Here is a 25,208-nt window from a genome sequence, read left to right as displayed (position 1 = left end):
GCTCACGGTTGCAGGATCGAGGAGACGAGGAGCTGGGTATAGGCCTCGCGCGGGTCGTCGAGGACCCGGTCGGTCAGGCCCTGCTCGATCACCCGGCCATCCTTCATCACCATGGTCCGGTGTGACAACAGCCTTGCGACGGCGAGGTCGTGGGTGACGACGATCACCGCCAGACCGAGATCGGCGACCAGCCCGCGCACCAGATCGAGCAGGCGCGCCTGGACCGAGACGTCGAGACCGCCGGTCGGCTCGTCCATGAACACCAGACGCGGCGCGGTGACCAGATTGCGGGCGATCTGCAGGCGCTGGCGCATGCCGCCGGAATAGGCCGTCGGCTTTTCGTCGATGCGGGTGGTGTCGATCTCGACGCGGCCGAGCCAATCCTCGGCGGCGGCGCGGATGCGGCCGTAGTGGCGCTCGCCGACCGCCATCAGCCGCTCGCCGACGTTGCCGCCGGCCGAGACGCCCATGCGCAACCCGCGGGTGGCGTCCTGGTGGACGAAGCCCCAGTCGGTGCGGAACAGGAAGCGACGCTCGGCTTCCGAGAGGCTGCCGAGATCGCGGGTGGCGCCGTCGCGCATGCGATAGGCGACGCGGCCGGCGGTCGGCGCCAGTTGCCCCGACAGCAGGTTGAGCAGCGTCGACTTGCCCGAGCCGGATTCGCCGACGATCGCCAGGACTTCGCCCTCGAAGAGGTCGAAGGCGACGTCGCGACAGCCGATGCGGGCGCCGTAGTCGCGGCCGAGGTTTTCCGCCGAGAGCAGCGGCGTGGAGAGGGTGTCGGTCACGCGGTCGCCTCCGTCGCTTCGCCGGCCCACTCGGTGCCGTGATGGCCCTCGGCACGGCGGGTTTCGCAATGGTCGGTGTCGGAGCAGACGAACATCCGCCCGCCGGCGTCGTCGGTCACCACCTCGTCGAGATAGACGCCGGTCGCGCCGCACAGCGCGCAGGGCGCGTCGAAGCGGGTCGGCTCGAAGGGATGATCCTCGAAGTCGAGGCTGACGACGTGGGTGAAGGGCGGCAGCGCATAGATGCGCTTCTCGCGGCCGGCGCCGAACAGCTGCAGGGCCGGGGAGAGGTGCATCTTGGGATTGTCGAACTTCGGGGTCGGCGAGGGATCCATCACGTAGCGACCCTCGACCTTGACCGGATAGGCATAGGTCTTGGCGATGCGGCCGTGGGTGGCGATGTCCTCGTAGAGTTTGACGTGCATCAGGCCGTAGTCGGCGAGCGCATGCATCACCCGGGTCTCGGTCTCGCGCGGCTCGAGGAAGCGCAAGGGCTCGGGGATCGGCACCTGATAGACCAGGATCTGCCCGGGCCCGAGCGGCGTCTCGGGGATGCGGTGGCGGGTCTGGATGACGGTCGCTTCGGTCGTGCGGGTGGTCACCGCGACGTTGGCGGTGGTCTTGAAGAACTTGCGGATCGACACGGCATTGGTGGTGTCGTCGGCGCCCTGGTCGATGACCTTGAGGACGTCGGCGGGACCGAGGATCGCCGCGGTGACCTGGATGCCGCCGGTGCCCCAGCCGTAGGGCATGGGCATGTCGCGGGCGGCGAAGGGCACCTGATGGCCGGGGATGGCGATCGCCTTGAGGATCGCCCGGCGGATCATCCGCTTGGTCTGGTCGTCGAGATAGGCGAAGGCATAGCCGCCGGCGGCGGTGGCGGTGGATGCGGTCATTCGGCGGCCTCCCGGTCGGCGAGGGTGTCGGCGGCGGCGTCGCGGGCCTCGCGGCGGGCGGTCCATTCGGCGCGCAGCTTGCGGACGAGCCCGAGCTCGGCCTGGAAATCGACGTAATGAGGCAGCTTCAGGTGCTCGACGAAGCCGGTCGCCTGGATGTTGTCGGCGTGGGACAGGACGAATTCCTGATCCTGGACCGGGGCGACCACCTCGCCGCCGAGTTCCTGCGTTCTGAGCGCCCGGTCGACCAGGGCCATGGCCATGACCTTGCGCTCGGCGTGGCCGAAGGCGAGGCCGTAGCCGCGGGTGAAGGCCGGGGCGGCGTCGGCCGAGCCGGCGAACTGATTGACCATCTGGCATTCGGTGACGGTGATCGACCCGAGCGGCACGGCGAAGCCGAGATCGGCGCAATCGAACTCCAACTCGACCTCGCCCATGCGGATCTCGCCGGCGAAGGGATGGGTCGAGCCGAAGCCGCGCTGGCTGGAATAGGCCAACGCCAGCAGGAAACCTTCGTCGCCGCGCGCCAGTTGCTGCAGGCGCAGGTCGCGGGCGGCGGGGTAGGTCACCGGCTCGCGGGTGAGATCGCCGACCGGCGCCTCGGGGTCGTACGGGGAATCGGCCTCGAGCAGGCCCTCGCCGGCGAGGAGGTCGGTGACCCGTGGCATCGCGGCCGCGTCGGCGGGGGCGGTCGGGGCGCGCGGCGGCTCGCCGTCGGCGGCGAGCGCGAAGTCGATCAGGCGATGGGTGTAATCGAAGGTCGGCCCGAGGATCTGGCCACCGGGCAGATCCTTGTAGGTCGCCGAGATGCGGCGGGCGACGGCCATCGCCCCGGTGTCGAGCGGTTCGGTGGCGCCGAAGCGCGGCAGCGTGGTGCGATAGGCGCGGACCAGGAAGGCCGCTTCGATCAGATCGCCGCGGGATTGTTTGATCGCCAGCGCCGCGAGATCGCGGTCGTAGAGCGAACCCTCGTTCATCACCCGGTCGACCGCCAGCGTCAGCTGTTCGCGGATCTGGTCGGGGGCGATTTCGGCCACGGCGCGGTCGCCGCGGCGGCGATCGGCGAGCCAGGCATGGGCATTGTCGATGGCGGCCTCGCCACCCTTCACCGCGACATACATGGATCAGATCCTCTCGATGCGGGTGGTGCGGGGCAGTCCGAGGACGGCGTTCGGTCCGGCGAGCAGCAGATCGAGGCCGCGCGGATAGAGTGCGAGATCGGCGGCGCGGCGTTCGGCGAGATCGACGGGGGCGCCGGCGATCGTGACGTCGCGGGTGCCGTCGATGCCGGGGCCGGCGAGGCGGAAGGCGACGCCGCCCGTGTCCGCACCGAAGCCGGCGACGGTCAGGATCACCGTGGTCGAAGCCTCGGGCGCGAGGTCGCTGCCGTGGGAGAAGCGGTCGAGATCGCCGAGGGCCTCGGCGCCGGAGACCAGGGCGAAGGCGGCGGCGTCGGGCGCGTCCGAGAAGGGCGCGCCGGTGTGGAAACGCAGCCAGGCGTCGATCTCCGGCGTCGCGAGGAGCGCGTCGCGCCACAGCGGCGTCTCGTAGTCGGCGAGCGCCAGGATCAGCGCCGCGGCGATGGACCCGAGCGGCGCGGGGGCGTGGTCGAGGCCGGCGAGCGAGCGGATCGTGCCGGGCTCGGCGAGGGCGCTCATGGCGGCGCGGAAGGCGGCTTGGGCGTCGAACACCGGATCGGCGAAGCCGGGGCGCAGGGTCGCGGCGAGAGGGGCGGGCATCAGTCGTCTCCGCGCACGAGGGTGAAGAAGTCGACGCGGGTGGCCGCGGCCTTCTCGGCCTCGGCGCGTCGCGCAGCGTCGAGGCGGGCGGCGAGCGGCGCCAGGATCTCGGCCTCGAGGGTCGGGCGCAGGGCTTCGCGCGCCCACAGGGCATCGAGCAGGGCGGCGCGGCGGGCCTTGAGGCGGTCGCGGCCGAGGACATGAGCAAAGCCGGTTTCACCCGCGGCGAGCCGCACCGCGGCGCGGGTGACGGTGGCTTCGCCGAGGTTGAACGGTCGGCCCGAGCCGCCGGCGCGGCCGCGGACCATGACCAGGCCGATCTCTGGGACGCGCAGATCGGTGACGCCGGGGCCGGCGAGGGCCTCGACCGGGGCGAGCTCGTCGACACGGGCCGCGGCGGCGAGCGCCATCACGGCGCGGCGCGCATCGGTCGCGGGATCGGCGGCGGGGCGGGGCGGTACGGCGCGCGTCGGCATCGGCGACCTCGGGGCGAGAGGGAAGCGGTCGGGAGCGCCCGATCGGGCGGCGGCGGTGATGCCGGAAGCGGCGGCGATCGGCGGGTTGGAAACGCCGTCGGCGGGTGTGATTTGTCTATAGATCTAGATGACTACACTTTTGTGACGCGGTCCACGCGAAGAGGCTTCGCCCGGGATCACGAACATGCGATGACGAGGCGAACGGGGCGGGCCGGGGGGCGAGGACGACGCGGCGCCGGATCGGGGCATCCCTTCTCCCCTCGTGGGAGAAGGTGGCCGAAGGCCGGATGAGGGGTTGGGCCTCTCCGCCGGCAGGGTGTCGAAGACGCAACGCCGCGCCCCCTCATCCGCCCCCTTCGGGGGCACCTTCTCCCACGAGGGGAGAAGGGAAGGGCGCCGTGCCTCGGGTCGGGTGACCGGCGAGGGGCAAGGGAAGACGCCGGGCTTCGGGCGGCGGCGCAACGTGGGGAAATCGCATGCTGGCGCGCGGGACGGGCATCGCGGTGTGGCGACAGGTGGCGGAGATCCTGGAGACGGGAATCGCCGACGGCGAATGGCGCGCCGGCGGGCGCCTGCCGACCGAGGCCGAGATGGCGCTGCGCTTCGGGGTCAATCGCCACACGGTGCGCCAGGCGATCAAGGATCTGGTCGAGCGTGGGTTGGTACGCTCGGTGCAGGGTTCGGGGACCTTCGTCGAAGCGCCGCCGCTCGCCTATCCGATCGCCGAGCGCACCCGATTCTCCGACATCGTCATGGCCCAGGCGCGCGAACCGTCGGGGCGGCTGATCTCGGCGACGCGCGAGGTCGCCAATCCGGCGGTGGGCGCCGCTCTGGAGCTGGCGGCGGGCGCCGAAGTGATCCGGCTGGAGACGGTGCGGGCGGCCGACGGGGTGCCGATCTCCTGGGCGCTGTCCGCCTTCCCGGCGGCGCGATTTGCCGACGTGGCGGAGAGTTTCGCGACGACCTCGTCGTTCACGGCGGCGTTTCGGGCGGCCGGGGTCGCCGACTATGTCCGCGCCTTCACCCGGATCGGGGCGCGCAACGCCGATGCGATCGACGCCGAACGGCTGGAGATCGCCCTCGGCCGGCCGGTGATCGAGATCGAAGGCGTCAACACCGATCTCGACGGGCGGCCGATCCAATGGGCGCGCGCCCGCTTCGCCGGCGATCGGGTGCGGGTGACGGTCGGCTGAGGGGATCAGAGCGCGCGGTAGTCGGCGAGCAGCGCGGCGGTGGCGAGCGACTTGGCGCGCGGCGCGACCGCATCGGCGATGGTCGCGGCGTCGAGGCCGGCGTCGAGATCGGCGCGCAGGGCGGCGATGGCATCGAGGAAGGCGTCGGCGTCGAAGCTCGCGACGAAGCGCACGCCGGGATTGCCGCCATAGGCACCGGTCAGGGTCGGCAGGCTCGACAGCACATAGGGCCGGCCGCAGGCCAGCGTCTCGACCACGATGAAGGGCGAGCCCTCGCCGAAATGCGAGCACATCAGCCCCATGTGGCAGCCGGCGATCGCCGCGGCGAGGCCGGGGGCGTCGAGCAGGCCGCCGAAGGTGACGAGCGGCGCGACCCCGGCTTCGACCAGCCGGTCGCCGTCCTTGCCGAAATAGCGGAATTCGATTGCCTCTCCGAAACGCGCCTTGCCGCGGCGGATGATTTCGAACAGCAACTCGGGGTTCTTCTGCTCGACGATGCGGCCGGCGTAGAACACCACGGTCGGCCCGCCGGCGGGCACCGGTTTCGCGCGGAAATGGTCGTCGTACCAGGCGTCGACATGGGCGAGGCGGGACCCGAGGCGGCGGCGGACGCTCGGCGACAGGCCGGAATCGTCGCGGCCGACCACCTGGACGCGGTCGGCGACCCAGGGCAGGAACCAGCAGGCGAGGTCGTGGATGCGGCGCTTGGCGCCTTCGCTCGCCCCCGGGCCGGTGCCGTGGATGGTGAAGACGCGTTTGCCGGGCAGGGCCCAGGCGAAGACCACATATTCGGGCCGGCTGAACTCCAGGACGGCGGCGGTTGTGGCGGCGAGGCGCCGGCGGATCGCTCCGAGCCGGGCGAAGACCGCGAGCGCGTAAGGGATCCACTTCGGCCCCGGCAGGCGCGGCAGGGAGAGCGCCATCCGGCGCGCATCGGCCGGGCGATCGCTCGCCTCGGTGACCAGCAGGCCGTCGTCGCCCGATGCCGCGAGGAGCGTCGCGACATAGCGCTCGATGCCGCCCTGCGCGCCGTCGACCTCGTTCTGGTGGAAGAAGACGATCATGATCCCGCCCCGTCGGCGCGCCCGTGCCGATGCGCTCCGTTCTAACCGGGCGGTCTGAAGATCGGGTTGACGCGCGCTCGGCTCACAGGTCGAGGCGGCGGTCGCCGATGATCGCGAAGCGGATGCGCGCCGAGATCTGGTCGATCGCCGCGACGGCGACCAGGATCATCAGGACGAGGAGCGAGACCTGCTGCCATTCGAGGGTGCGGATCGCTTCGGTCAACCACAGTCCGATGCCGCCGGCGCCGACGATGCCGATGATCGTCGCCGAGCGGGTGTTGCTCTCGAAATAGTAGAGCACCTGACCGGCGATCACCGGCAGGATCTGCGGCAGGATGGCGAAGCGGATCTGGGCGAGGCGGGAGCCGCCGGTCGAGACGACCCCCTCGATCGGCTTGCCGTCGACCGATTCGATGGCTTCCGAGAACAGTTTGCCGAAGGCGCCGAAGTCGGAGCACATGATCGCCAGGATGCCGGCGAAGGGGCCGAGCCCGACCACGTTGATCCAGATCAGCGCCCAGATCAGGGTGTCGACGCCGCGGATGGTGTCGAGGCCGCGGCGGGTGAAGAAATGCACCAGCGGCTGCGGCACGACGTTCTTGGCGGCGAGGAACCCGAAGGGAAAGGCGAAGGTCGCCGCGGCGAGGGTGCCGAGGAAGGCGATCGCCAAGGTCTCGCCGAGGGAGTTCAGAAACAGCCAGAAGCGCGCGACGGTGCCCGACGAGGGCGGCAGCATCAGCGTGGTGAAATGGGCGAGCTGGACGAGGCCCGAGCCGATCCGCGCGAAGGAAAAGTCGAGCCGCCACAGCGCGAAGGCGAACAGGCCGACCAATCCGACCACCACGCCGATGGTGGTCAGGCGGTCGCGGCGCGAGCCGGCGAAGATCTCGGGGTACTGTCGCTCGAGGTCGGGGCGGGCGGCCCGTGCCGCGGGGCCGAGCGCGCTGCGCACCCGGCGGGTGTTGGAGATCGGCCCGTCGGGATGGCCGGCGGTCTGCACGACGACGCTCATGCGTGGGCCTCCCGGGCGATGAAGCGATGGCGCAGGCGTTCGGTTCCGAGATCGATGACCATCACGGTGAGGATGATCAGCACCAGGATCGCCGAGACGTCGGCATAATAGAACTTGCGGATCGCCTCGATCAGGTCCTGGCCGATGCCGCCGGCGCCGACGAAGCCCATCACCGAGGCACCGCGCACGTTGATCTCGAAGCGCAGCAACGTGTAGCTGGCGAAGTTCGACAGCACCTGCGGCACCACCGCGAAGCGCACGGTCTGCCACCACGAGCCGCCGGCGGCGGTGGTGCCCTCGACCGGCTTCATGTCGATGTTCTCGACCACTTCGGCGAACAGCTTGCCGAGCGCGCCGGTGGTGTGGATGGCGATGGCCAGCACGCCGGGCAGGGCGCCGAGGCCGAAGGCGATGACGAAGACCAGCGCGAACACCAGTTCCGGCACGGTGCGGCAGATCTCCAGCAGGCGCTTGACGCCGCCGCGCATCAGCGGCGCGCGGCCGAGGTTGCGGGCGGACATGAAGGACAGGACGAAGCCGCCGATCGCGCCGAGGATGGTGCCGGAATAGGCGATCAGCAGGGTCTCGAGGATCAGCTTCGACCAGTGGGCGAGGCCCCACATCCATTCGCCCGGCGCCACCAGCACGAAACGGCCGACGTTGTCGCCGTTGTCGAAGACGAAGATGCGGCCGATGTAGTCGGTGAAGGTGCCGATGCGGCCGAACATGCGGACGAGGTCGACCTCGGCGAACCAGCCCGACACCAGCACCAGGGCGACGATCCCCCCGGCACCGATCCAGATGCGGGTCCGCGCCGCGGCGAGCGAGGTCGCATAGGCGGCGGCGAGCGGGCGCAGGCGGTCGTCGGAGAGGCGCGGCAGGGCGGTCGGCATGGGCGCGGGCGCTCCTCGCGGGTCGGTCGTCGGAAGGCGGCGGTCGGGACGACGGAAGCTCCGCCGACGCGCGCGGCGCCGGCGGAGCCTTCGGAAGCCGAGGCTCAGGACTTCTTCTTGCGCAGCTCGTCGACGAACTTGTTCAGTTCGACGACCGGCTTGTAGGCGTCGTGGGTGACCGGCTGCCACGGACGCTGCTTGCCGTCGGTCATCTTCTTGAAGGCTTCCGGCTCCTTGATCGGGAAGGCGAGGATCGCGTCGGCGATCTTCTTCTTCAGGTCGGCGGGCAGGTCGGACATCACGGCGATCGGCGAGTTCACGATCTGCTCGGACTTGAAGATGATCCGGTAGTCGTCGTACTTGGCCATGCCCTTGCGCTCCATGCGCTTGAGCATCGACTCGTTCTCGTCGTTCCACCAGTTGGCGGCGACGTCGACGGTGCCCTGACCGAGGGCGATCACGGCGTTCTCATGGGATCCGGTGTAGACCACCTTGGAGAAGAAGGTCTCCGGGTCGATGCCCATCTTGTTCAGCGAGAAGCGCGGCACGTTGTTGCCCGAGGTCGAGTTCGGGTCGACGAGACCGAGGTTCTTGCCCTTCAGGTCTTCGATCTTCTGATAGGGACTGTCCTTCTTCACGTAGAAGACCGAGTAGTAGCCCTTGGTGCCGTCTTCGTTGACTTCGATGGCCACCGGCTCGATCTTGGCGCCGACCATGGTCGCGCGGGCATAGGACGCCGGGCCGTAGTAGCCGATCTGGATCTGACCGGCGCGCTGGCCCTCGATCACCGCGGCGTAGTCCTGGGCGATGCGCAGGGTCACCTTGGTGCCGATCTCCTTGGACAGGAAGTCCATGAAGGGGCCGTAGCGGTCGGTGGTGCCCGAGGCGTTCTCGTCGGGGATCTTGCCGAAGACGATCTCGGGATACTTGGCCTTCCAATCCTGCGCCATGGCGCCGGAGGCGGAGAGCGCGACGGCGCCGGCGACGAGGCCGAGGACGGAACGACGGACGATCATGGGCAGAGCTCCTCTCGAGGGGCGCGCGCCGCGAGGGAGCGGTCGCGCGGGAAGGGACATCGAAACGATGGGGGTCACACCGGCTCCCGGGCGCGGGCGGCGTCCCAGGCGGCGCGGATCTCGTCGGGGGTCGGGTCGGCCGCGCTCGGGATCTCGATGACGTCGGCGGCCTCGAGCCCGTAGAGTTCGGTCACCGCGGCGTCGGTGAGTTCGGCCGGGGTGCCGTCGAAGACGATCCGCCCGGCCTTCATGCCGATCAGGCGGTCGCAATAACGCTTGGCCAGCTCGATCGAATGGAGATTGGTCAGCACGGTGATGCCGAAGTCGCGGTTGACCCTGAGCAGGGCGTCCATCACCAGCTGGGTGTTGCGCGGGTCGAGCGAGGCGATCGGCTCGTCGGCGAGGATCATCCGCGGTTCCTGGACCAGGGCGCGGGCGATCGCCACGCGCTGCTGCTGGCCGCCGGAGAGCGCCCCGGCGCGGTTGGCGGCGAGGCTGCCGATGTCGAACAGTTCCAACGCCGACAGCGCGATGGCCTTGTCGTCGCCGGTCCACAGCTTGAGCAGCGAGCGCCACACCGGGGTGTGGTCGAGGCGGCCCATCAGCACGTTGGTCAGCACGTCGAGGCGATCGACCAGCGCGAACTGCTGGAAGACCATGGCGCAGTCGCGCCGCCAATGGCGCAGGGACGCACCCTTCAGGGCGGTGATGTCTCGGTCTTCGAAGCGGATGCGGCCCTCGCTCGGCTCGATCAGGCGATCGATCATGCGCAGGAGCGTCGACTTGCCGGCCCCGGAACGCCCGATCACCGCGACCATCTGGCCGGTGGGAATCGTCAGATCGACGCGATCGACCGCGGTGAAATCGCCGAATCGTCGGGTCAGGGCCTCGATCGCGAGCATGAGTCTCTCCGTTTCCGGACACGGCGAACCGCATCCGGAGTCCCGACGGAGGCCGCAGCGGCCTCCGCCCTCGCAAGATCTTCGATGCTCTTCGAATAGGCGGGGGAGGCTACGGTTTTGTGACGTCGGTCGCCCGGGCGAGGTCGTCGACCACCCGCGCCCCGACCCCGTCGTCGGGATCGAGGGCGGCGAGACGGTCGAGAATGCGGCGCGCCGCTTCGCCGTCGCCGCGGCGCAGGGCGACGAAGGCCAGCGCCTTGGCGGTGTAGAGCGCAAAGCGCACCGGGCCGTCGAGCACGAGATCGTCGGCCGACCAGGTGGTCCAGTCGGGATCGCGGCCGGCCTGTCGGGCGGCTTCGACGATGCCGGCTTCGGCCGCGGCGCGGGCGGCGTCGAGATCGCCGGAATAGGCGTGGATCTTGTAGAGACAGAAATAGGCCGCCAGACAGGTCGGATCGATCGCCAGGGCGCGGCGGAAGGCGACGTCGGCGGCCGCCCGATCCAGTCGGTAGAGGGCGACACCGGCCTGTAGGATATCGTTCACGGCGTCGGGAAGATCACCGAAGTCGATCGCGTCGTGGTCGCGCGCCCGCTCGGCGCCGTCCCGTCCCTGCGTTTCCATGGTCGCCCCGCCCCCTCGCACAATCCGCGGAATTCTGCCGCCGCGCGGGCGCGGTGCAGCAAGAAGCCCACCGATAGTGCGGTGCGGCACGCGCTTTGAATAGGAAAAATTTCAGAGGCCGTCCCGGCCCGAACCGACAGGAGCGTCGCCGCGATGCAGACGGACATTCCGCAGGTCTATCGACACCACGTCTTCGCCTGTTTTCAGAGCCGACCGGCCGGTCATCCGCGCGGTTCTTGCGGCCAACAGGGGTCCGAACCGTTGTGGAAGCGGCTCGGCCAGGCGATCGAGGGCTTACGCGATCCGCGCGTCGCGATGACCGCGACCGGCTGCCTCGGCTTCTGTCGGGCGGGGCCCCTGATGGTGATCTACCCCGCCGGGGTGTGGTACGCGGTCCGCACCGAGGCCGACGTCGACGAGATCGTCGCGAGCCATCTCGGCCGCGGCGAGATCGTCGAACGGCTGGCGATCGTGCCGCAACCGTGAGCCGAGGGATCGACGGATCCGCTCAGAGGGCGGATTCGCCGGATTCGCCGGTGCGGATGCGCATCGCCTGTTCGACCGGGGTCACGAAGATCTTGCCGTCGCCGATCTGGCCGGAATGGGCGGCCGAGCGGATCGCCTCGACGGTCGCTTCGACCAGTTCGTCGGCGACCGCGACTTCGACGCGCACCTTGGGGATGAAGCTGACCACATATTCGGCGCCGCGGTAGATCTCGGCGTGGCCCTTCTGGCGGCCGTAGCCCTTGACCTCGGTGATGGTCATGCCGTGGATCTCGAGGCGGGTGAGCGCATCGCGGACTTCGTCGAGTTTGAACGGCTTGATGACGGCGATGACGAGCTTCATGGAATCCCCCGACGAGCGGCGACTGGGTGGCGACGGTCGTGGGGCCGTCGCGGGCGTCGAGCTTGCACGGCTCGCCCCCGCTCGGCAAGCGGGCGCAGGCGTCGGAGAGGCGGTTGATGGCGGTGTTTCCCCTCGACCTTCGCAGGGGAGGGGGCGACGGCGGCTCAGCGCGCGGTCGGCGGGGCGTCGGGGGCGGTCTCGTCGCCCGGTCCGAGGGCGCGTTGCATCAGCACGCTGTCGAGCCAGCGGCCGTGCTTGTAGCCGACCGAGGTGAAGACGCCGGCATGGCGGAAGCCGAGGGCGGCGTGGAGGCCGATCGAGCCGGTGTTGGCGCTGTCGCCGATCACCGCGATCATCTGGCGGGCGCCGCGCGCCTCCTCGGCCGAGATCAACGCCGCGAGCAGCCAGCGGCCGAGGCCGCGACCCTGGGCCTCTTCGGCGACGTAGATCGAATCCTCGACGGTGTGGCGATAGGCCGGGCGGGGCCGATAGGGGCCGGCATAGGCATAGCCGACCACCGCGCCGTCGAGCTCGGCGACCAACCAGGGGTGCCCGGCGTCGACGATCTTGGCGATGCGGGCGGCCATCTCGGCGGCGTCGGGCGGGTCGATCTCGAAGGAGGCGCAGCCGGTCAGCACCGCGCGGCCGTAGATCGCGGCGATCGCCGGGGCGTCGGCGAGGGTGACCAGACGGAGGCGGGGCAGCGAAGCGGCGGTGGTCATGGGGACTCCTCAGCGACGGGCGGGGCGGCCCATGTTGCGCGATGCGCCGCGCCGATCAAGCCGGGCGCGCGCCGGCGTGATGTGCGCGAGCGGGACACCTCGGCGGCTGCGACCGGGCGGCCGGCGACGCGCAACGCTCCCGTGTGCTAGGAAGAGGCGAGGCGGCGCCTCGGCGCCGGTGTGCTTCGGGAGGCGACGATGACGACGACGAGACGGGCGGGTGCAGGGGTCGCGATCGCGGCGGCGATCGCGGTGACGTCGGTGCTCTGTGGCGGACTACCCGCGGCGGCCAAGGATGCGACGCCGGTGTCGGCGGCGTTCACGGTCGACGTGTCGCTGTCGCCGCGGGCGCTGGCCCGGCTGACGCAATTGCGCGAGGGCATCGTGGTCTCGGCGCTCTATTACGGCGAGGCGACGCGGGCGGCGCGCAAGAAGGCCGACGAGATGGGCCAGATCGCGCTCGGCGACGAGAAGGCGCTGTTGCCGGCCACCGGCGGGCGGGCGGCGATCCGCGGCGCCAATTTCGATCCGCGCAAGGTCGACTGGGTGGTCGACCGCAAGGCGATGGTCAACATCAACGTGTTCACCGCGCGGCGCAGCGATCCCAACAACCTGTTGTCCTGCGATCTGTTCGACGACGCACTGACGCTCGCGGTCGCCGGGCCGATCCCGATCTCCTGCAAGCTGATCGAGGAACACTGAAGGGCGGCCCGGTTCAGGCGCTGGTCTCGATCAGCGCCACCAGGCCTTCGAGCAGGGCGACCGGGGCGGGCGGGCAGCCGCGGACGTGGAGATCGACCGGGATCACCGTCGAGACGCCGCCGAGCACCGCGTAGCTGCCGGCGAACTCGCCGCCGTCGAAGCCGCATTCGCCGACCGCCACCACCCATTTCGGCTCGGGCGTGGCGACATAGGTGCGCTCCAGGGCCTCGCGCATGTTGCGGGTGACCGGGCCGGTGACCAGCAGCACGTCGGCGTGGCGCGGCGAGGCGACGAAGCGCAGGCCGAAGCGCTCGAGGTCGTAGAAGGAATTGCCGAGCGCGTGGATCTCGAGCTCGCAGCCGTTGCACGAGCCGGCGTCGACCTGCCGGATCGACAGGCTGCGGCCGAGGCGGAAGCGCGCCACCGCATCGAGGCGGCCGGCGAGGGTCGCCAGCACCGCGTCGTCGAGGCGCGGGGGCGCTTCGGTCAGCGGGCGGCGGAGGAGGCTCTCGAACAGGAGCTTGCGCATGGGGAGCCGATCTCAGAGGTCGTGGCCGGAATAGGAACAGTTGAACGACTTGTTGCACAGCGGGAAGTCGGCGACGATGTTGCCTTCGATCACCGCCTCGAGCAGCGGCCACTGGAACACCGAGGGGTCGCGCAGATGGCAGCGGGCGATGTGCCCGTCGTCGTCGACCCGCACCCACACCAGGACGTCGCCGCGGAAGCCTTCGACCAGGGCGATGCCTTCGCGGGAGCGCGCGGCAGAATCGCCCTCGTCCTCGCCGCTGGTGCGGCCGACCACGGTCGGGTCGAAGGGGCGCAGCACCGGTCCGGGCGGCAGGCGGTCGAGGATCTGTTCGATCAGGCCGAGCGAGACGCCGATCTCCTCGATGCGGATCCAGATGCGGGCGTCGACGTCGCCTTCGGTGCGCACCGGCACGGTGAAGTCGAGTTCGTCGTAGGGCGCGTAGCCGGGGCTGCGGCGGGCGTCGAAGCTGCGGCCGGAGGCGCGGCCGATCGGTCCGCCGACCGCCCAGTGGCGGGCGAGGTCGCGATCGAGGACGCCGGTCGACACGGTGCGGTTCTGCAGCGAGGCGGTGGCGTCGTAGAGCTCGATCAGTTCGGGGAAGGCGTCGCGCAGGTCGGCGATCAGCGCGCGCAGCGGCGCCGGGTCGGCGAGATCGACGGCGGCGCCGCCGGGCACGATGCGGTCCATCATCAGACGGTGGCCGAAGGTAGTGCGGGCGGCGCGCAGCACCCGTTCGCGTAAGATGCCGCACTGGGCGAGCATCAGCGAGAAGGCGGCGTCGTTGCAGATCGCGCCGAAGTCGCCGAGGTGATTGGCCAGTCGCTCCAACTCGGCCATCAGGGCACGCAGCCACACCGCACGGCGCGGCACGGCGACGCCGAGCGCGGCCTCGGCGGCACGCGCAAAGGCCAGCGAGAAGGCGACGGTCGAGTCGCCGGAGACGCGGGCGGCGAGACGTGCGGCGCGGTCGAGGGAGGCGCCGATCATCAGGCCCTCGATGCCCTTGTGGACATAGCCGAGGCGCTCCTCCAGGCGGACCACGGTCTCGCCGTTGGCGGTGAAGCGGAAATGGCCGGGTTCGATGATCCCGGCATGGACCGGCCCGACCGGGATCTGGTGCATCGGCGGGCCTTCGGCGCGCAGGAACGGATAGGCGTCGGGCGTGGTGTCGTGGGGGGCGCGATCGCCGAGCGGATGGCGCAGGCCCCAGCGGCCGTGGTCGAGCCAGCGGCGCGGGTCGGGGGCGGCCTCGGGCTCGAGGCCCCAGAGGTCGCGGATCGCCCGTTCCGGACGCTGGGCCGGCGGATGGGTGACGCCGACCGACGGGAAGGTCCCGTCGGGACAGGCGAGGCTGATCACCAGCAGGGCGCCCGTGCCGTGTTCGGCGAGTGCCAGATGGACGGCGGCGCCGTCGCTCCACAGGCCGGCGAGGTCGGCCTGACCCGAGGCGATGCCGAGGATCGCCCGGCGCCAGGTCTCGGCGTCGACGCGAATGCGCGGCCAGGGATGCTGGGGCTCGATCGCCACCGCTTCGCCGATCAGATCCGAACGCAGGCTCATCCGATCCTCCCTCAGCCGAGCATCCGCGCGACGTTCTGGAACCACGCTACCAGGGGGCCGGGCAACCACAGGCCGGCGGCGAAGACCAGCGCGAGATGAACCAGCAGCGGCAGTACCGAGATGCGATGGGTCTGGGTGATGCTCGGGCTCGGCTTGCCGAAGGCGATGCCGGAGAGCCGCATCAGCAGCGCCCCGAAGGCGATCACCATGCCGAACACCAGGGGCAGCGCCAGCAGCGGCTGGCGGGCGAAGGTCGAGGTGACCAGCAGGAACTCGCTGGTGAAGATGCCGAGCGGCGGCAGACCGGCGATCGCCGCGACGCCGACGACCAGACCCCAGCCGAGCACCGGGTGGCTCTCGGTGAGGCCGCGGATGTCGGCGATGCGCTGGGTGCCCTTGACCTGGGTGATCTGGCCGACGGCGAAGAAGATCGCCGATTTGGTCAGCGAATGCATGGTCATGTGGAGCAGGCCGGCGAAGTTGGCGAGCGGCCCGCCCATGCCGAAGGCGAAGGCGATGATCCCCATGTGCTCGATCGAGGAATAGGCGAACAGCCGTTTGATGTCGCGCCGCAGGTACAACATGAAGGCCGCGAAGATCAGCGAGATCAGACCGAGGGTGACCATCAGCGGTCCCGGGGCGACGGCCAGCGGATTGGCGGCGAGCAGCATCTTGAAGCGCAACAGCGCGTAGAGCGCGACGTTGAGCAGCAGGCCGGACAGCACCGCCGAGATCGGCGTCGGGCCCTCGGCATGGGCGTCGGGCAGCCAGGCGTGGAGCGGGGCGAGGCCGACCTTGGTGCCGTAGCCGAGCATCAGGAAGACGAAGGCGACGTTGAGCAGTTCCGGGCTGAAGGCATGGGCATGCGCCACCAGCGCGGTCCAGACCATGGCGTCGTGGCCCTCGCCGATCACCGGACGGGCGGCCATGTAGACCAGGATGGTGCCGAACAGGGCGAGCGCGATGCCGACCGAGCCGAGGATGAAGTATTTCCAGGCGGCCTCGAGGGCGTCGTGGGTGCGGTAGATGCCGACCATCAGCACGGTGGTCAGGGTCGCCAGCTCGATCGCCACCCACATCAGGCCGATGTTGTCGGCGAGCAGGCCGAGGTTCATGGCGAAGCTCAGGGCCTGATACATGCCGTGGTAGAAGCGCAGGTGCAGCGGCGTCAGGCGGCCGATCTCGATCTCGTGGCCGATGTAGCTCGCCGAGAAGCTCGAGGTGGTGAAGCCGACGAAGGTACCGAGCACCACGAAGACGATGTTGAGATCGTCGACGAAGAGGTAGCCGCCGGAATCGCCGGGCGGGCGATGGACCAGCAGGGTCAGGGCCGCCAGGAAGGTCAGGCCCGAGGCGATGACGTTGAGGCGGGCGCCGATCCGATAGGCCGGGACCAGGGCGAGCACCACGGCGGCGATCGCCGGGATCACCAGGAGGGTCTGCAGCGGCACCACGGGCAGTGCGGCGATCAGGTCCATCATTCGCGGCCCCCCCGGTAGTCGTCGATCGCCTGGGTGTCGACCGAGTCGAAGCGCTCGCGGATGCGGAACAGGAACACGCCGATCACGATGAAGGCGACCAGCACCGAGAAGGCGATCGAGATCTCGACCACCAGCGGCATGCCGCGGGCGCCGGTGGCGGCGAGGATCAGGCCGTTCTCCAGGCTCATGAAGCCGACGATCTGGCTGACCGCGTTGTGGCGGGTGACCATCATCAGGAGGCCGAGCAGGATCACCGACAGGGCCAGCGCCAGATCCTCGCGGGCGATCGGGTCGGCGTCGGCGGCGGCGTGGAGCATCACCACCATCGACAGGGCGACGAGGCCGATGCCCATCAGCATGGTCGGGCCGATGCCGCCGACCGTCTCGATGGTGCGATGGACGCCGAGGCGGATCACCATGCGGCGCAGCGCCACCGGAATGACGATCGCCTTCAAGACCACGGCGATGGTCGCGGTGACCCACAGATGCGGCGCGTCCTGGACGTGGGCCTGCCAGGCGACCGACAGCGACAGCACCACGGCGTGGAGCGCGTAGACGTTGAGCAGCCCGAACATGCGGTTCTGGTAGAGCAGCATGAAACTGACCAGAACCATGCCGCCGGCGAGCATGTGGGCGGCGTCGAGGGCGAAGCGATCCATCAGAAGCTCCTCGAGACGAACAGCAGGAGCGTGCCAAGGAAGCCGAGCATCAGCGCCGAACCGAGGAACTCGGGGGCGCGGAACACCCGCATCTTGGCGATCGAGGTCTCGAACAGCACCAGGAGGAAACCGCCGGCGGCGAGTTTGACGACATAGGTTGCGACGCCGATCACCAGCGGCAGGAAGCCGGACGACGGCCGCGCCATGCCCCAGGGCACGAAGATGCAGCCGATCAGCGACATGTAGAGCAGGAGTTTCAAGGCCGCGGCGAGCTCGATCACCGCGAGGTGGCGGCCGGAATATTCCAGGATCATCGCCTCGTGGACCATGGTCAGCTCGAGGTGGGTCGCCGGATTGTCGACCGGAATGCGGGCGTTCTCGGCGAGCGCGACGATGATCAGGGCGATCAGCGCCAGCCCCAGCGAGACCCGCAGGGTGGCGTGATCGACCATGAACACGGCGATCTCGGAGAGCTGGGTGGAGCCGGCGACCAGCGCCACCACGAAGACGATCATGATCATCGCCGGTTCGGCCAGCGTCGAGAACAGCATCTCGCGGCTCGAGCCGATGCCGCCGAAGGCGGTGCCGACGTCCATGCCGGCGAGCGCCAGGAAGAAGCGCGACGAGCCGAGCAGCGCGGTGACGACGATCAGATCGGCGGCCCAGCTGAAGTGCAGGCCGGTGGCGAAGGTCGGCACCAGGGCGGCGGCGACCCAGGTCGCCGAGAAGATCGCGTAGGGCGCGTTGCGGAACAGCCACGAGGCGTCGTCGGCGAGCACCGCCTCCTTGCGCACCAGACGCAGGAGATCGCGATAGACCTGGGTCACCGGCGGCCCGCGGCGGCGCAACAGGCGCGACTTCACCGTGCGGGTGAAGCCGAGGAGGAGCGGGGCGAGGGCCAGCACCAGGATCATCTGGGCGCCCTGGACGAGGAGGTCGAGGATCATGCCCATACGGCCACCATCAGGAGAAGGCCGACGAGGGCCGCGAAGACCAGACTGAGATAGCTGCGGATGGTCAGGAACTGGAGGTGGTTGAGCTTCTCGGCGATGGCCAGGACGATGCCGGCGATCGGCGCATAGAAGGTGTCCCAGACCAGATCGCGCAGCGACAGGACCAGCCGCGCCGGGCTCGGATCGCCGGGCGGCGGCATGGTCGCCTCGATGCGCGAACGGAAGGCCATCGGCCCGAAGACCCGGCGCAGCGGCTGGGCGAAACTGTCGGCGGTGTACTGGGTGGCCGGGTTCGGATCGGGCCAGCCGCAGTCCCAGGCCGGCGCACGGCGGACCCGGCGCGAGGCGAAGTCGTGGATCACCCGGATCGCCAGACGGGTCGAGATCAGGATGAACAGGAACACCAGGAGGCCGCTGTAGGAGCTGCGGCTCTCGGAGATCGGCACGATCGACAGGTGCGGCAGCAGCGACTGGGCCGGCATGGCGCCGCCGACCAGGAGATCGGAGACCGGGTGCAGCGCGTCGATGACGAAGTTCGGCAAGATGCCGACGACGAGGCACAGGCCGAGCAGGGTCTTCATCACCCCGGTCGACCAGCGATCGCCGTCTTGCGCCCCGGCGGCCTCGGGCGAGCGCGGCCGGCCGAGGAAGGTGATGCCGAAGGCGCGCACGAAACAGGCGCCGGCCAGCGCCGCGGCGAAGGCCAGCATCGCGCCGGCGGCCGGCACCAGGAACTTCAGTCCCCATTGCGGCAGGGCCGGCGACAACAGGATCGCCTGGAGGATCATCCATTCCGAGACGAAGCCGTTGAGCGGCGGCAGGGCGGCGATGGCGAGGCAGCCGCCGAGGAAGGCATAGGCGACGTGCGGCATGCGGCGGATCAGGCCGCCGAGCGCTTCGATGTCGCGCTTTCCGGTGGCGGTCAGCACCGCGCCGGCGCCGAAGAACAGGATCGACTTGAACAGCGAATGGTTGAAGGCGTGGAACAGCGCGGCGGTCAGCGCCAGCGCCGCCGGTCCGGCCATGGCGTTGGCCTTGAAGGCCAGCGCCAGGCCGAGGCCGATGAACACGATGCCGACGTTCTCGACGGTCGAATAGGCGAGGAGCCGCTTGAGGTCGCGTTGCATCACCGCATGGAGGACGCCGAGCACCGCGGTGATCGAGCCGAGCGTCAGCACCACGACGCTCCACCACCAGGCCGGCGGACCGGCGAGGTCGAAGACCACGCGCACGAAGCCGTAGATCGCCACTTTGGTCATCACCCCCGACATCAGCGCCGAGACGTGGGACGGCGCAGCAGGATGGGCGAGCGGCAGCCAGACGTGGAGCGGCACCAGACCGGCCTTGGAGCCGGCGCCGAGCAGCATCAGCCCGAGCACCGTGCCGGCGACCCAATCGGCGTGGGCGGCGCCGCGCATCGCGGCGAAGGCGTAGTCGCCCTGGGCGCCGGCGAGCAGGCCGAAGGCGAGCAGCAGCGACAGCGTGCCGAAGCTCGCCATCACCAGATAGACGTAGCCGGCGCGGCGGTTCTCGGCGTCGTGGTGATGGGCCATCACCATCGCCCAGGAGGTCAGCGACATGAATTCCCAGGCGACCAGGAAGGAGAAGGCGTCGGCGGCGACCACCACCAGATTCATGCCGGCGAGGAAGGCCGGGTAGAACGGCAGGACGCGGCCGGGCGCCGATTCGTGGCGGCCGTAGCCGATCGCATAGAGGCTGGCGGCGACCCCGCCGAGATCGACCAGCACCAGGAACACCGCGGCCAGCGCATCGATGCGGAAACGAGCCCCGAGCCAGGGCAGACCGAGCGGCAACACCAGCGTGCCGCCGGCGTCGACCGCCCCGAGCAGCGCGGCGAGGGCGATCACCAGGATCAGGGTGCAGGCCGCCGCACAGGCGCCGTAGATCAGGGTGCCGGCCTCGGCGCGGCGGCGGGAGAGCGTCATCGGCGCCAGGGCGGCGATGGCGAACAGCGCGGCGACCGCGACGAGGACCCAGGCGATCGGCATCATCGGGCCTCGCGTCGCGCAGTGGGGGCAGGCACGGCGGAGTGCCGCGGCGGGTCGATCGATCGGTTCATGGTTCCCCCCGATCCTTCATCAGCCGCACACCGCGACCGGTCGCCGCACTGGCGGCGCCTTCGCCCAACAGCTCGATTCCCGCCGTGGTCAGACCCGCCACCAGCTTGGTCAGCGAATCGACGTTGCCGCGGATCAGGCCGGACGAGGCCTCCATCCGCTGGATGGTCGGCAACGACAGGCCCGACAGCTCGGCGAGCTGCCGTTGATCGATGCCGAGGAGGGCGCGGGCGGCGCGCAGTTGGGCGGCGGTTATCATGCGTCAGACATCACTGTTCACGGCTCGGACATGATAGCGGCCCGATGTCGCGCTGGCCACCCCGATGACGGGGCCGCCGTGACGGGGGCTCCGGCGTCCCGACGCGGCGCATTCCTCCGCCGCCCCGATCGGCGAACAGTAGTTCAGGCGAATCCGCCGTGATACAATCGATTGTATTGGACGTTGGTAGCGTCGCCGGCCCGGTGGTGCGGTCGTCGGGGGCCGCCGGGGAGAGGCGCTGCGGCGCATCGTCTCGGCGCGGCGGCGGTCGTCCCGGAAAGTGCGCAGGGCCGGCGGGTTCGCGCGGTCGGTGCGGCGACTGGCCGCGCCTCGGCAACGCGGAACGATCACCGTTGTGTGAAGCTGAAAAGCCGGGATGGTTTCTGCCGATGGCGCGCTCGTGCGCGCATTGTCGTCGACGAACATCGCTGCCATGCGCGCGACGACATAGGGTGTTTAAAATTGTGTTTCGATGGTGTGGCGTGCTGCTGCGACGACACCGGCGAGGCGCCCGTACCGGTGAACTATTGTCGGGAATTACTTGAATTCCAGCAATCCAGCCCAAGTGTACCACGTGTTCGGGAGGGGAGCTGGCGATGTAGTGCTCCACCGTACTTGGCTTCGCTTCCGGAAGGGAATATTCCACTCGAAGTACGTGGCATGGGGGAAGACTCTGGTCGCCTCGAAAAAAAACGTCACGCCAAGGGAGGCTGGAATGGCCGCACAAGCAGTCGGACGCCGCTCACCGTTCGAGTGGCTCATCTGGATCGTCATCGCCGGGCTCGGAGCCCTGGCGCTCGCCGTGGTGGCTCTGAAGCGTGGCGAACCGATCAACGCTCTGTGGTTGGTGACGGCGGCGGTCGCGGTCTATCTGATCGCCTTCCGCTTCTACGCCCTGTTCATCGCCGAGAAGGTGCTCGGGGTCGATCCGGCCCGCAAGACCCCGGCGATCCGTCACAACGACGGCCTCGACTACGTGCCGACCGACAAATACGTGCTGTTCGGCCATCATTTCGCGGCGATCGCCGGTGCCGGACCCCTGGTCGGGCCGGTGCTCGCGGCGCAGATGGGCTATCTGCCCGGCACGATGTGGCTGCTCGCCGGTGTCGTGTTCGCCGGTGCGGTGCAGGACTTCGTGGTCCTGTTCGCCTCGACCCGGCGCGACGGCCGTTCGCTCGGCGACATGATCAAGACCGAATTCGGACCGATTCCGGGCGTCATCGCCTCCTTCGGCATCCTGATGATCATGGTCATCCTGCTCGCCGTGCTGGCGCTGATCGTCGTCAACGCGCTGAAGGGCAGCCCGTGGGGCACCTTCACGGTGTTCGCGACCATCCCGATCGCCTTCCTGATGGGCATCTACAGCCGCTTCTTCCGGCCCGGCCGCATCGCCGAGATGTCGCTGATCGGCATCGTGCTGCTGCTCGCTTCGATCGTCTTCGGTCAGACCGTCGGCACCGATCCGACGCTCGCGCCGCTGTTCACCTACAAGGGCGAGACCCTGGCGCTGATCCTGATCGCCTACGGTTTCGTCGCCTCGGTGCTGCCGGTGTGGCTCCTGCTCGCGCCGCGCGACTATCTGTCGACCTTCCTCAAGATCGGCACGATCGTCGGTCTGGCGCTCGGCATCGTCTGGGTCCGTCCGGACCTGCACATGCCGGCGATCACCAAGTTCGTCGACGGCACCGGCCCGGTGTTCTCCGGCGATCTGTTCCCCTTCCTGTTCATCACCATCGCCTGCGGCGCGATCTCCGGGTTCCACTCGCTGATCTCGTCGGGCACCACCCCGAAGATGATCGAGAACGAGAACCAGCTGCGCTTCATCGGCTACGGCGCGATGCTCATGGAGAGCTTCGTCGGCGTGATGGCGATGGTCGCGGCGACGGTGCTCGACCCGGGCGTCTATTTCGCGATGAACACCGGCGCCGGCGTGATCGGCACCACCGCCGCCAATGCGGCGCAGGTGATCTCCGGCTGGGGCTTCGTCGTGACGCCGGATGCGCTCACCGACATGGCCAAGAACGTCGGTGAAGCGACCATCCTGAGCCGGGCCGGCGGCGCGCCGACCCTCGCGGTGGGCATGGCGCAGATCCTGTCGAGCGTCATCGGCGGCGTCACCCTGATGCCGTTCTGGTACCACTTCGCGATCCTGTTCGAAGCCCTGTTCATCCTGACCACCGTCGATGCGGGCACCCGCGTCGCGCGGTTCATGATCCAGGATCTGGTCGGCACCGCCTTCCCGGCGTTCAAGCAGACCCATTCCTGGCCGGCCAATCTCTGTGCCACCGCGATCGCGGTCGGCGGCTGGGGCTACTTCCTGTACCAGGGCGTGGTCGATCCGCTCGGCGGCATCAACACCTTGTGGCCGCTGTTCGGCATCGCCAACCAGATGCTGGCGGCGATCGCCCTGTCCTTCGTGACGGTGATGCTGTTCAAGATGAAGCGGCAGTCCTTCGCCTGGGTGACCATCGTGCCGCTGGCCTGGCTGTCGGTCTGCACCATCACCGCCGGCTGGCAGAAGCTGTTCGACGCCCGTCCGGCGATCGGCTTCATCGCCCAGGCCCGCCGCTTCGGCGCGGCGGCCGCGGAAGGCAAGATCCTGGCCCCGGCCAAGACCGTCGAGCAGATGAATCAGGTCATCGTCAACCAGTGGGTCGACGCCGGTCTGACCGCCCTGTTCATGGTCATCGTCGTCGGCATGCTGGCGTTCGGCCTGCAGGCGGCGCTGAAGGCGATCGGCAATCCCGGAGTTTCGACGAAGGAGGTCGGCGATGGCCTGTCGGGTATGCGGCCTCACGCTTCCTGATGCGGGCGAGGTCGGCCGCTTCATGCGGCAGACCGCACGCCTGATGGTCGGGGTGGGCGACTACGACACCTATGTCGCCCATGCCGCCGCCAATCACCCCGACAAGGTGGTGATGACGCGGACGGAGTTCTTCCGGCGCAGCCAGGACCGGCGCTACGGCGGCGGTCCGGAGGGCACCTTCCGGTGCTGTTGAGTGACTTTTCGGCCACGGTCGCGGATGCGGTGGGGCGCGAGCCCCCCGCATACCCCGAATGGGAGATGCCGCAGCGGCGGCTTCGCCTGCATCTTGGGCGTGCCTTCCGGCGGTGCGACGGTTCCTGACCGTCCGCCCCGGAGAGCCGATCCGGGCGACAGGTTGGGGCCGGAACGTTGCTTTTCATCTCGCGATTTCGACTGAGCCATGCTGGAGGAGAGAAACCCGGTTTCTCTCCTCCTTTTTTCGCCGCGACCGCGGTGGCCGGGACGGTCGCGATCGCGCCGACGGCCGGTCGGCGGCCTCCGATGCGCGAACCGGGCGGCGATTTCGGCGGCGGTGGCGGAAGTCCCCGCTTTTTGCTTGCCAAGTGCGTCGGCGAACCGCAAGAAATGGGCATCCGCCGGCCGACGCGGAGTGCCGGAGCCTCCGGCGATCCGCCGTAGGCCTCTGGCGCACAATGAGAATGCCGAAGGGCCGCGGGCCATGCGCCCCGCGCCGCGAACGGCGGACCACGGAGGAACCGATGCAGATCCAGCCGTCTCTCGTCGCCGTCGATTGGGGCCTGTCGTGGCTGCGGATCTGGGCCGTCGCCGCCGACGGCACGGTGCTCGCCGAGTACCGCTCCAAGGACGGCTTCAACGTCGTGCCGAAGGACGGGTTCGAAGCGATCCTGCGCGACCGTCTGGTGGCGATGGGGGTGCGGCTCGACGGCGCCGGGCCGGCGCTGCCGGTGATCGCCTGTTCGATGGTCGGGGCGCGCAACGGCTGGAAAGAGGCCGGCTACATCGACGTGCCGGCGCCGCTCGACCGGCTCGCGGCGGGCGCGGTGCGGGTCGAGGCGCCGGGGCTCGACGTGCGGATCCTGCCGGGTCTGGCGCGTCGCGACCGGGCACGGGCCGACGTGATGCGCGGCGAGGAGACCGAGCTGCTCGGCATCACCCTGGCGCGGCCCGGCCTGTCGGGCACCGTGGTGCTGCCCGGCACCCATTCCAAGTGGGTGACCCTCGACCGCGGCTCGGTGGTCGACTTCATCACGGTGATGACCGGCGAACTCTTCGCGGTGCTGACCGAGCATTCGCTGCTGCGCCACACGGTGGGCGGCGCGCGGCCGTCGGCCGATCCCAAGTCGCCGGCCTTCCGGCGCGGCCTGCTGCGCGGTCTGGCGCGGCCGGCGGGGGTGGCGGCGGCGGCCTTCTCGATGCGGGCGACCGGGCTGCTGTTCGATCTGCCGGGCGAGGAGATCGCCGACGAACTCTCCGGCATCCTGATCGGCGCCGAGATCGGCCATCGCATGGCCTCGGCCAACGGGTTGGTGACCCTGGTGTGCTCGGGACCGCTGTCGGCGCTCTACGAGGCGGGCTTCGACGCCGCCCAGGTCGATTTCGACGTGATCGACGCCGAAACGCTGGCCTTCGACGGGCTGGTGCGGGCGGCGCGGTCGCTGTGGCCCGACCTGATCGGCGCGCGGATCTCCGCCTGAGAGCGCGGCGCGCCACCGGCGCGCGCTTCCCCCCGACATGCGAGAGGCGGCACCGTAAGGTGCCGCCTCTGTTCGTTTCCCACGCCCCCCGGGCTTCTTTCCCGGGGGTTGGGTGTTTTCAGCGTTTGACCTTGTTGTAGACGTCGAAGAAGACGGCTGCGAGGAGGACGGAGCCTTTGATGACCTGCTGCCAGTCGATGCCGATGCCGAGGATCGACATGCCGTTGTTCATCACGCCCATGATGAAGGCGCCGATCACCGCGCCGGTGACCTTGCCGACGCCGCCGGTGGCGGAGGCCCCGCCGATGAAGCAGGCGGCGATCACGTCGAGC

27 protein-coding genes are annotated in these 25,208 nt (G+C 69.8%); 6 read left to right on the top strand and 21 right to left on the bottom strand.

Going from position 1 to position 25,208, the window contains the following annotated elements; translation table 11 throughout:
- Positions 1-2: 2 nt before the first annotated feature.
- From phnK to phnG, 5 genes are read right to left on the bottom strand one after another with little or no spacing between them, the layout of a single operon-like run.
- Positions 3-788: a phosphonate C-P lyase system protein PhnK gene (phnK, locus tag EYW49_RS10825; protein WP_131309479.1), complete on the bottom strand. Its 786-nt coding sequence runs from the start codon at positions 786-788 to the stop codon at positions 3-5.
- Positions 785-1,684, bottom strand: coding sequence for an alpha-D-ribose 1-methylphosphonate 5-phosphate C-P-lyase PhnJ (locus EYW49_RS10820; RefSeq protein ID WP_131309477.1), 900 nt, complete (start codon positions 1,682-1,684; stop codon positions 785-787). Before EYW49_RS10820 ends, phnK begins: the two co-directional genes overlap by 4 nt.
- On the bottom strand, positions 1,681-2,805 hold the full coding sequence (locus EYW49_RS10815) for a carbon-phosphorus lyase complex subunit PhnI (protein WP_131309475.1): 1,125 nt from the start codon (positions 2,803-2,805) through the stop codon (positions 1,681-1,683). Before EYW49_RS10815 ends, EYW49_RS10820 begins: the two co-directional genes overlap by 4 nt.
- A gap of 3 nt (positions 2,806-2,808) precedes the next feature.
- Entirely contained in the window at positions 2,809-3,423 is a 615-nt protein-coding gene (gene phnH, locus EYW49_RS10810; RefSeq protein WP_131309473.1) for a phosphonate C-P lyase system protein PhnH, read from the bottom strand.
- The gene (phnG, locus tag EYW49_RS10805; RefSeq protein WP_228259570.1) at positions 3,423-3,899 is read right to left on the bottom strand and encodes a phosphonate C-P lyase system protein PhnG; all 477 of its coding nucleotides are present in this window, start codon (positions 3,897-3,899) and stop codon (positions 3,423-3,425) included. Before phnG ends, phnH begins: the two co-directional genes overlap by 1 nt.
- A 476-nt stretch (positions 3,900-4,375) precedes the next feature.
- Here phnG and phnF point away from each other — a divergent pair, with 476 nt between their 5' ends.
- The gene (gene phnF / locus EYW49_RS10800; RefSeq protein WP_131309471.1) at positions 4,376-5,092 is read left to right on the top strand and encodes a phosphonate metabolism transcriptional regulator PhnF; all 717 of its coding nucleotides are present in this window, start codon (positions 4,376-4,378) and stop codon (positions 5,090-5,092) included.
- A gap of 5 nt (positions 5,093-5,097) precedes the next feature.
- Here the strand turns inward: phnF and EYW49_RS10795 are convergent, their stop codons facing one another.
- The 6 genes from EYW49_RS10795 to EYW49_RS10770 all read right to left on the bottom strand — a co-directional run bounded on the left by EYW49_RS10795 (position 5,098) and on the right by EYW49_RS10770 (position 10,601).
- Positions 5,098-6,156, bottom strand: coding sequence for a glycosyltransferase (locus tag EYW49_RS10795; RefSeq protein WP_131309469.1), 1,059 nt, complete (start codon positions 6,154-6,156; stop codon positions 5,098-5,100).
- A gap of 82 nt (positions 6,157-6,238) precedes the next feature.
- Positions 6,239-7,168 (bottom strand): phosphonate ABC transporter, permease protein PhnE, encoded by a 930-nt coding sequence (phnE, locus tag EYW49_RS10790; protein WP_131309467.1) that lies wholly within the window; start codon positions 7,166-7,168, stop codon positions 6,239-6,241.
- Positions 7,165-8,061, bottom strand: coding sequence for a phosphonate ABC transporter, permease protein PhnE (phnE, locus tag EYW49_RS10785; protein ID WP_131309465.1), 897 nt, complete (start codon positions 8,059-8,061; stop codon positions 7,165-7,167). Before phnE (EYW49_RS10785) ends, phnE (EYW49_RS10790) begins: the two co-directional genes overlap by 4 nt.
- 104 nt (positions 8,062-8,165) lie before the next feature.
- Positions 8,166-9,077 carry a phosphonate ABC transporter substrate-binding protein gene (gene phnD / locus EYW49_RS10780; RefSeq protein ID WP_131309462.1) on the bottom strand — a complete coding sequence of 304 codons (912 nt, stop codon included), beginning with the start codon at positions 9,075-9,077 and terminating at the stop codon, positions 8,166-8,168.
- A 74-nt stretch (positions 9,078-9,151) separates the two neighbouring features.
- A complete protein-coding gene (phnC, locus tag EYW49_RS10775; RefSeq protein ID WP_131309460.1) occupies positions 9,152-9,979 on the bottom strand; it encodes a phosphonate ABC transporter ATP-binding protein in 828 nt (275 codons plus the stop codon).
- A gap of 109 nt (positions 9,980-10,088) precedes the next feature.
- Positions 10,089-10,601, bottom strand: a complete 513-nt coding sequence (locus EYW49_RS10770) for a hypothetical protein (RefSeq protein WP_131309458.1) — start codon at positions 10,599-10,601, stop codon at positions 10,089-10,091.
- Positions 10,602-10,754: 153 nt separating this feature from the next.
- Between EYW49_RS10770 and EYW49_RS10765 the strand changes: the two genes are divergently transcribed.
- Positions 10,755-11,087, top strand: coding sequence for a (2Fe-2S) ferredoxin domain-containing protein (locus tag EYW49_RS10765; protein ID WP_131309456.1), 333 nt, complete (start codon positions 10,755-10,757; stop codon positions 11,085-11,087).
- Between the two features lie 22 nt (positions 11,088-11,109).
- Here the strand turns inward: EYW49_RS10765 and EYW49_RS10760 are convergent, their stop codons facing one another.
- On the bottom strand, positions 11,110-11,448 hold the full coding sequence (locus EYW49_RS10760) for a P-II family nitrogen regulator (RefSeq protein WP_131309454.1): 339 nt from the start codon (positions 11,446-11,448) through the stop codon (positions 11,110-11,112).
- A 164-nt stretch (positions 11,449-11,612) separates the two neighbouring features.
- On the bottom strand, positions 11,613-12,170 hold the full coding sequence (locus EYW49_RS10755) for a GNAT family N-acetyltransferase (protein WP_131309452.1): 558 nt from the start codon (positions 12,168-12,170) through the stop codon (positions 11,613-11,615).
- 198 nt (positions 12,171-12,368) lie between these two features.
- Here EYW49_RS10755 and EYW49_RS10750 point away from each other — a divergent pair, with 198 nt between their 5' ends.
- Positions 12,369-12,872, top strand: a complete 504-nt coding sequence (locus tag EYW49_RS10750) for a hypothetical protein (RefSeq protein WP_131309450.1) — start codon at positions 12,369-12,371, stop codon at positions 12,870-12,872.
- A gap of 13 nt (positions 12,873-12,885) precedes the next feature.
- Here the strand turns inward: EYW49_RS10750 and EYW49_RS10745 are convergent, their stop codons facing one another.
- The 7 genes from EYW49_RS10745 to EYW49_RS10715 all read right to left on the bottom strand — a co-directional run bounded on the left by EYW49_RS10745 (position 12,886) and on the right by EYW49_RS10715 (position 20,394).
- Positions 12,886-13,401 (bottom strand): NADH-quinone oxidoreductase subunit B family protein, encoded by a 516-nt coding sequence (locus tag EYW49_RS10745; RefSeq protein WP_131309448.1) that lies wholly within the window; start codon positions 13,399-13,401, stop codon positions 12,886-12,888.
- A 12-nt stretch (positions 13,402-13,413) separates the two neighbouring features.
- Positions 13,414-14,964 (bottom strand): hydrogenase large subunit, encoded by a 1,551-nt coding sequence (locus EYW49_RS10740; RefSeq protein WP_131309446.1) that lies wholly within the window; start codon positions 14,962-14,964, stop codon positions 13,414-13,416.
- A gap of 11 nt (positions 14,965-14,975) precedes the next feature.
- Positions 14,976-16,445 carry a hydrogenase 4 subunit F gene (locus tag EYW49_RS10735; RefSeq protein ID WP_407695472.1) on the bottom strand — a complete coding sequence of 490 codons (1,470 nt, stop codon included), beginning with the start codon at positions 16,443-16,445 and terminating at the stop codon, positions 14,976-14,978.
- Positions 16,442-17,104: a hydrogenase-4 component E gene (locus EYW49_RS10730; RefSeq protein WP_131309444.1), complete on the bottom strand. Its 663-nt coding sequence runs from the start codon at positions 17,102-17,104 to the stop codon at positions 16,442-16,444. Before EYW49_RS10730 ends, EYW49_RS10735 begins: the two co-directional genes overlap by 4 nt.
- The gene (locus EYW49_RS10725; RefSeq protein WP_131309442.1) at positions 17,104-18,057 is read right to left on the bottom strand and encodes a respiratory chain complex I subunit 1 family protein; all 954 of its coding nucleotides are present in this window, start codon (positions 18,055-18,057) and stop codon (positions 17,104-17,106) included. The genes EYW49_RS10730 and EYW49_RS10725 overlap by 1 nt, the downstream gene beginning before the upstream one ends.
- Positions 18,048-20,069 carry a hydrogenase 4 subunit B gene (gene hyfB, locus EYW49_RS10720; protein WP_131309440.1) on the bottom strand — a complete coding sequence of 674 codons (2,022 nt, stop codon included), beginning with the start codon at positions 20,067-20,069 and terminating at the stop codon, positions 18,048-18,050. The genes EYW49_RS10725 and hyfB overlap by 10 nt, the downstream gene beginning before the upstream one ends.
- A gap of 64 nt (positions 20,070-20,133) precedes the next feature.
- Positions 20,134-20,394: a helix-turn-helix domain-containing protein gene (locus EYW49_RS10715; protein ID WP_131309438.1), complete on the bottom strand. Its 261-nt coding sequence runs from the start codon at positions 20,392-20,394 to the stop codon at positions 20,134-20,136.
- Positions 20,395-21,109: 715 nt separating this feature from the next.
- On the opposite strand from EYW49_RS10715, the gene EYW49_RS10710 reads away from it, so the two are divergent.
- The 3 genes from EYW49_RS10710 to EYW49_RS10700 all read left to right on the top strand — a co-directional run bounded on the left by EYW49_RS10710 (position 21,110) and on the right by EYW49_RS10700 (position 24,876).
- Complete coding sequence (locus tag EYW49_RS10710) at positions 21,110-23,200, top strand: carbon starvation CstA family protein (protein ID WP_131309436.1); 2,091 nt, start codon at positions 21,110-21,112, stop codon at positions 23,198-23,200.
- Positions 23,166-23,393 (top strand): YbdD/YjiX family protein, encoded by a 228-nt coding sequence (locus tag EYW49_RS10705; protein ID WP_131309434.1) that lies wholly within the window; start codon positions 23,166-23,168, stop codon positions 23,391-23,393. The genes EYW49_RS10710 and EYW49_RS10705 overlap by 35 nt, the downstream gene beginning before the upstream one ends.
- Before the next feature lie 526 nt (positions 23,394-23,919).
- Positions 23,920-24,876 carry a 2-dehydro-3-deoxygalactonokinase gene (locus tag EYW49_RS10700; protein WP_165498208.1) on the top strand — a complete coding sequence of 319 codons (957 nt, stop codon included), beginning with the start codon at positions 23,920-23,922 and terminating at the stop codon, positions 24,874-24,876.
- Positions 24,877-24,994: 118 nt separating this feature from the next.
- Here the strand turns inward: EYW49_RS10700 and EYW49_RS10695 are convergent.
- On the bottom strand, positions 24,995-25,208 hold a 214-nt coding region (locus EYW49_RS10695; RefSeq protein ID WP_407695471.1), incomplete at its 5' end, for an ABC transporter permease subunit.

It is taken from the genome of Siculibacillus lacustris (genome assembly GCF_004328075.1).
GTDB classification, from domain to species: domain Bacteria; phylum Pseudomonadota; class Alphaproteobacteria; order Rhizobiales; family Ancalomicrobiaceae; genus Siculibacillus; species Siculibacillus lacustris.
This window is presented reverse-complemented; position numbering and strand designations above follow the sequence as displayed.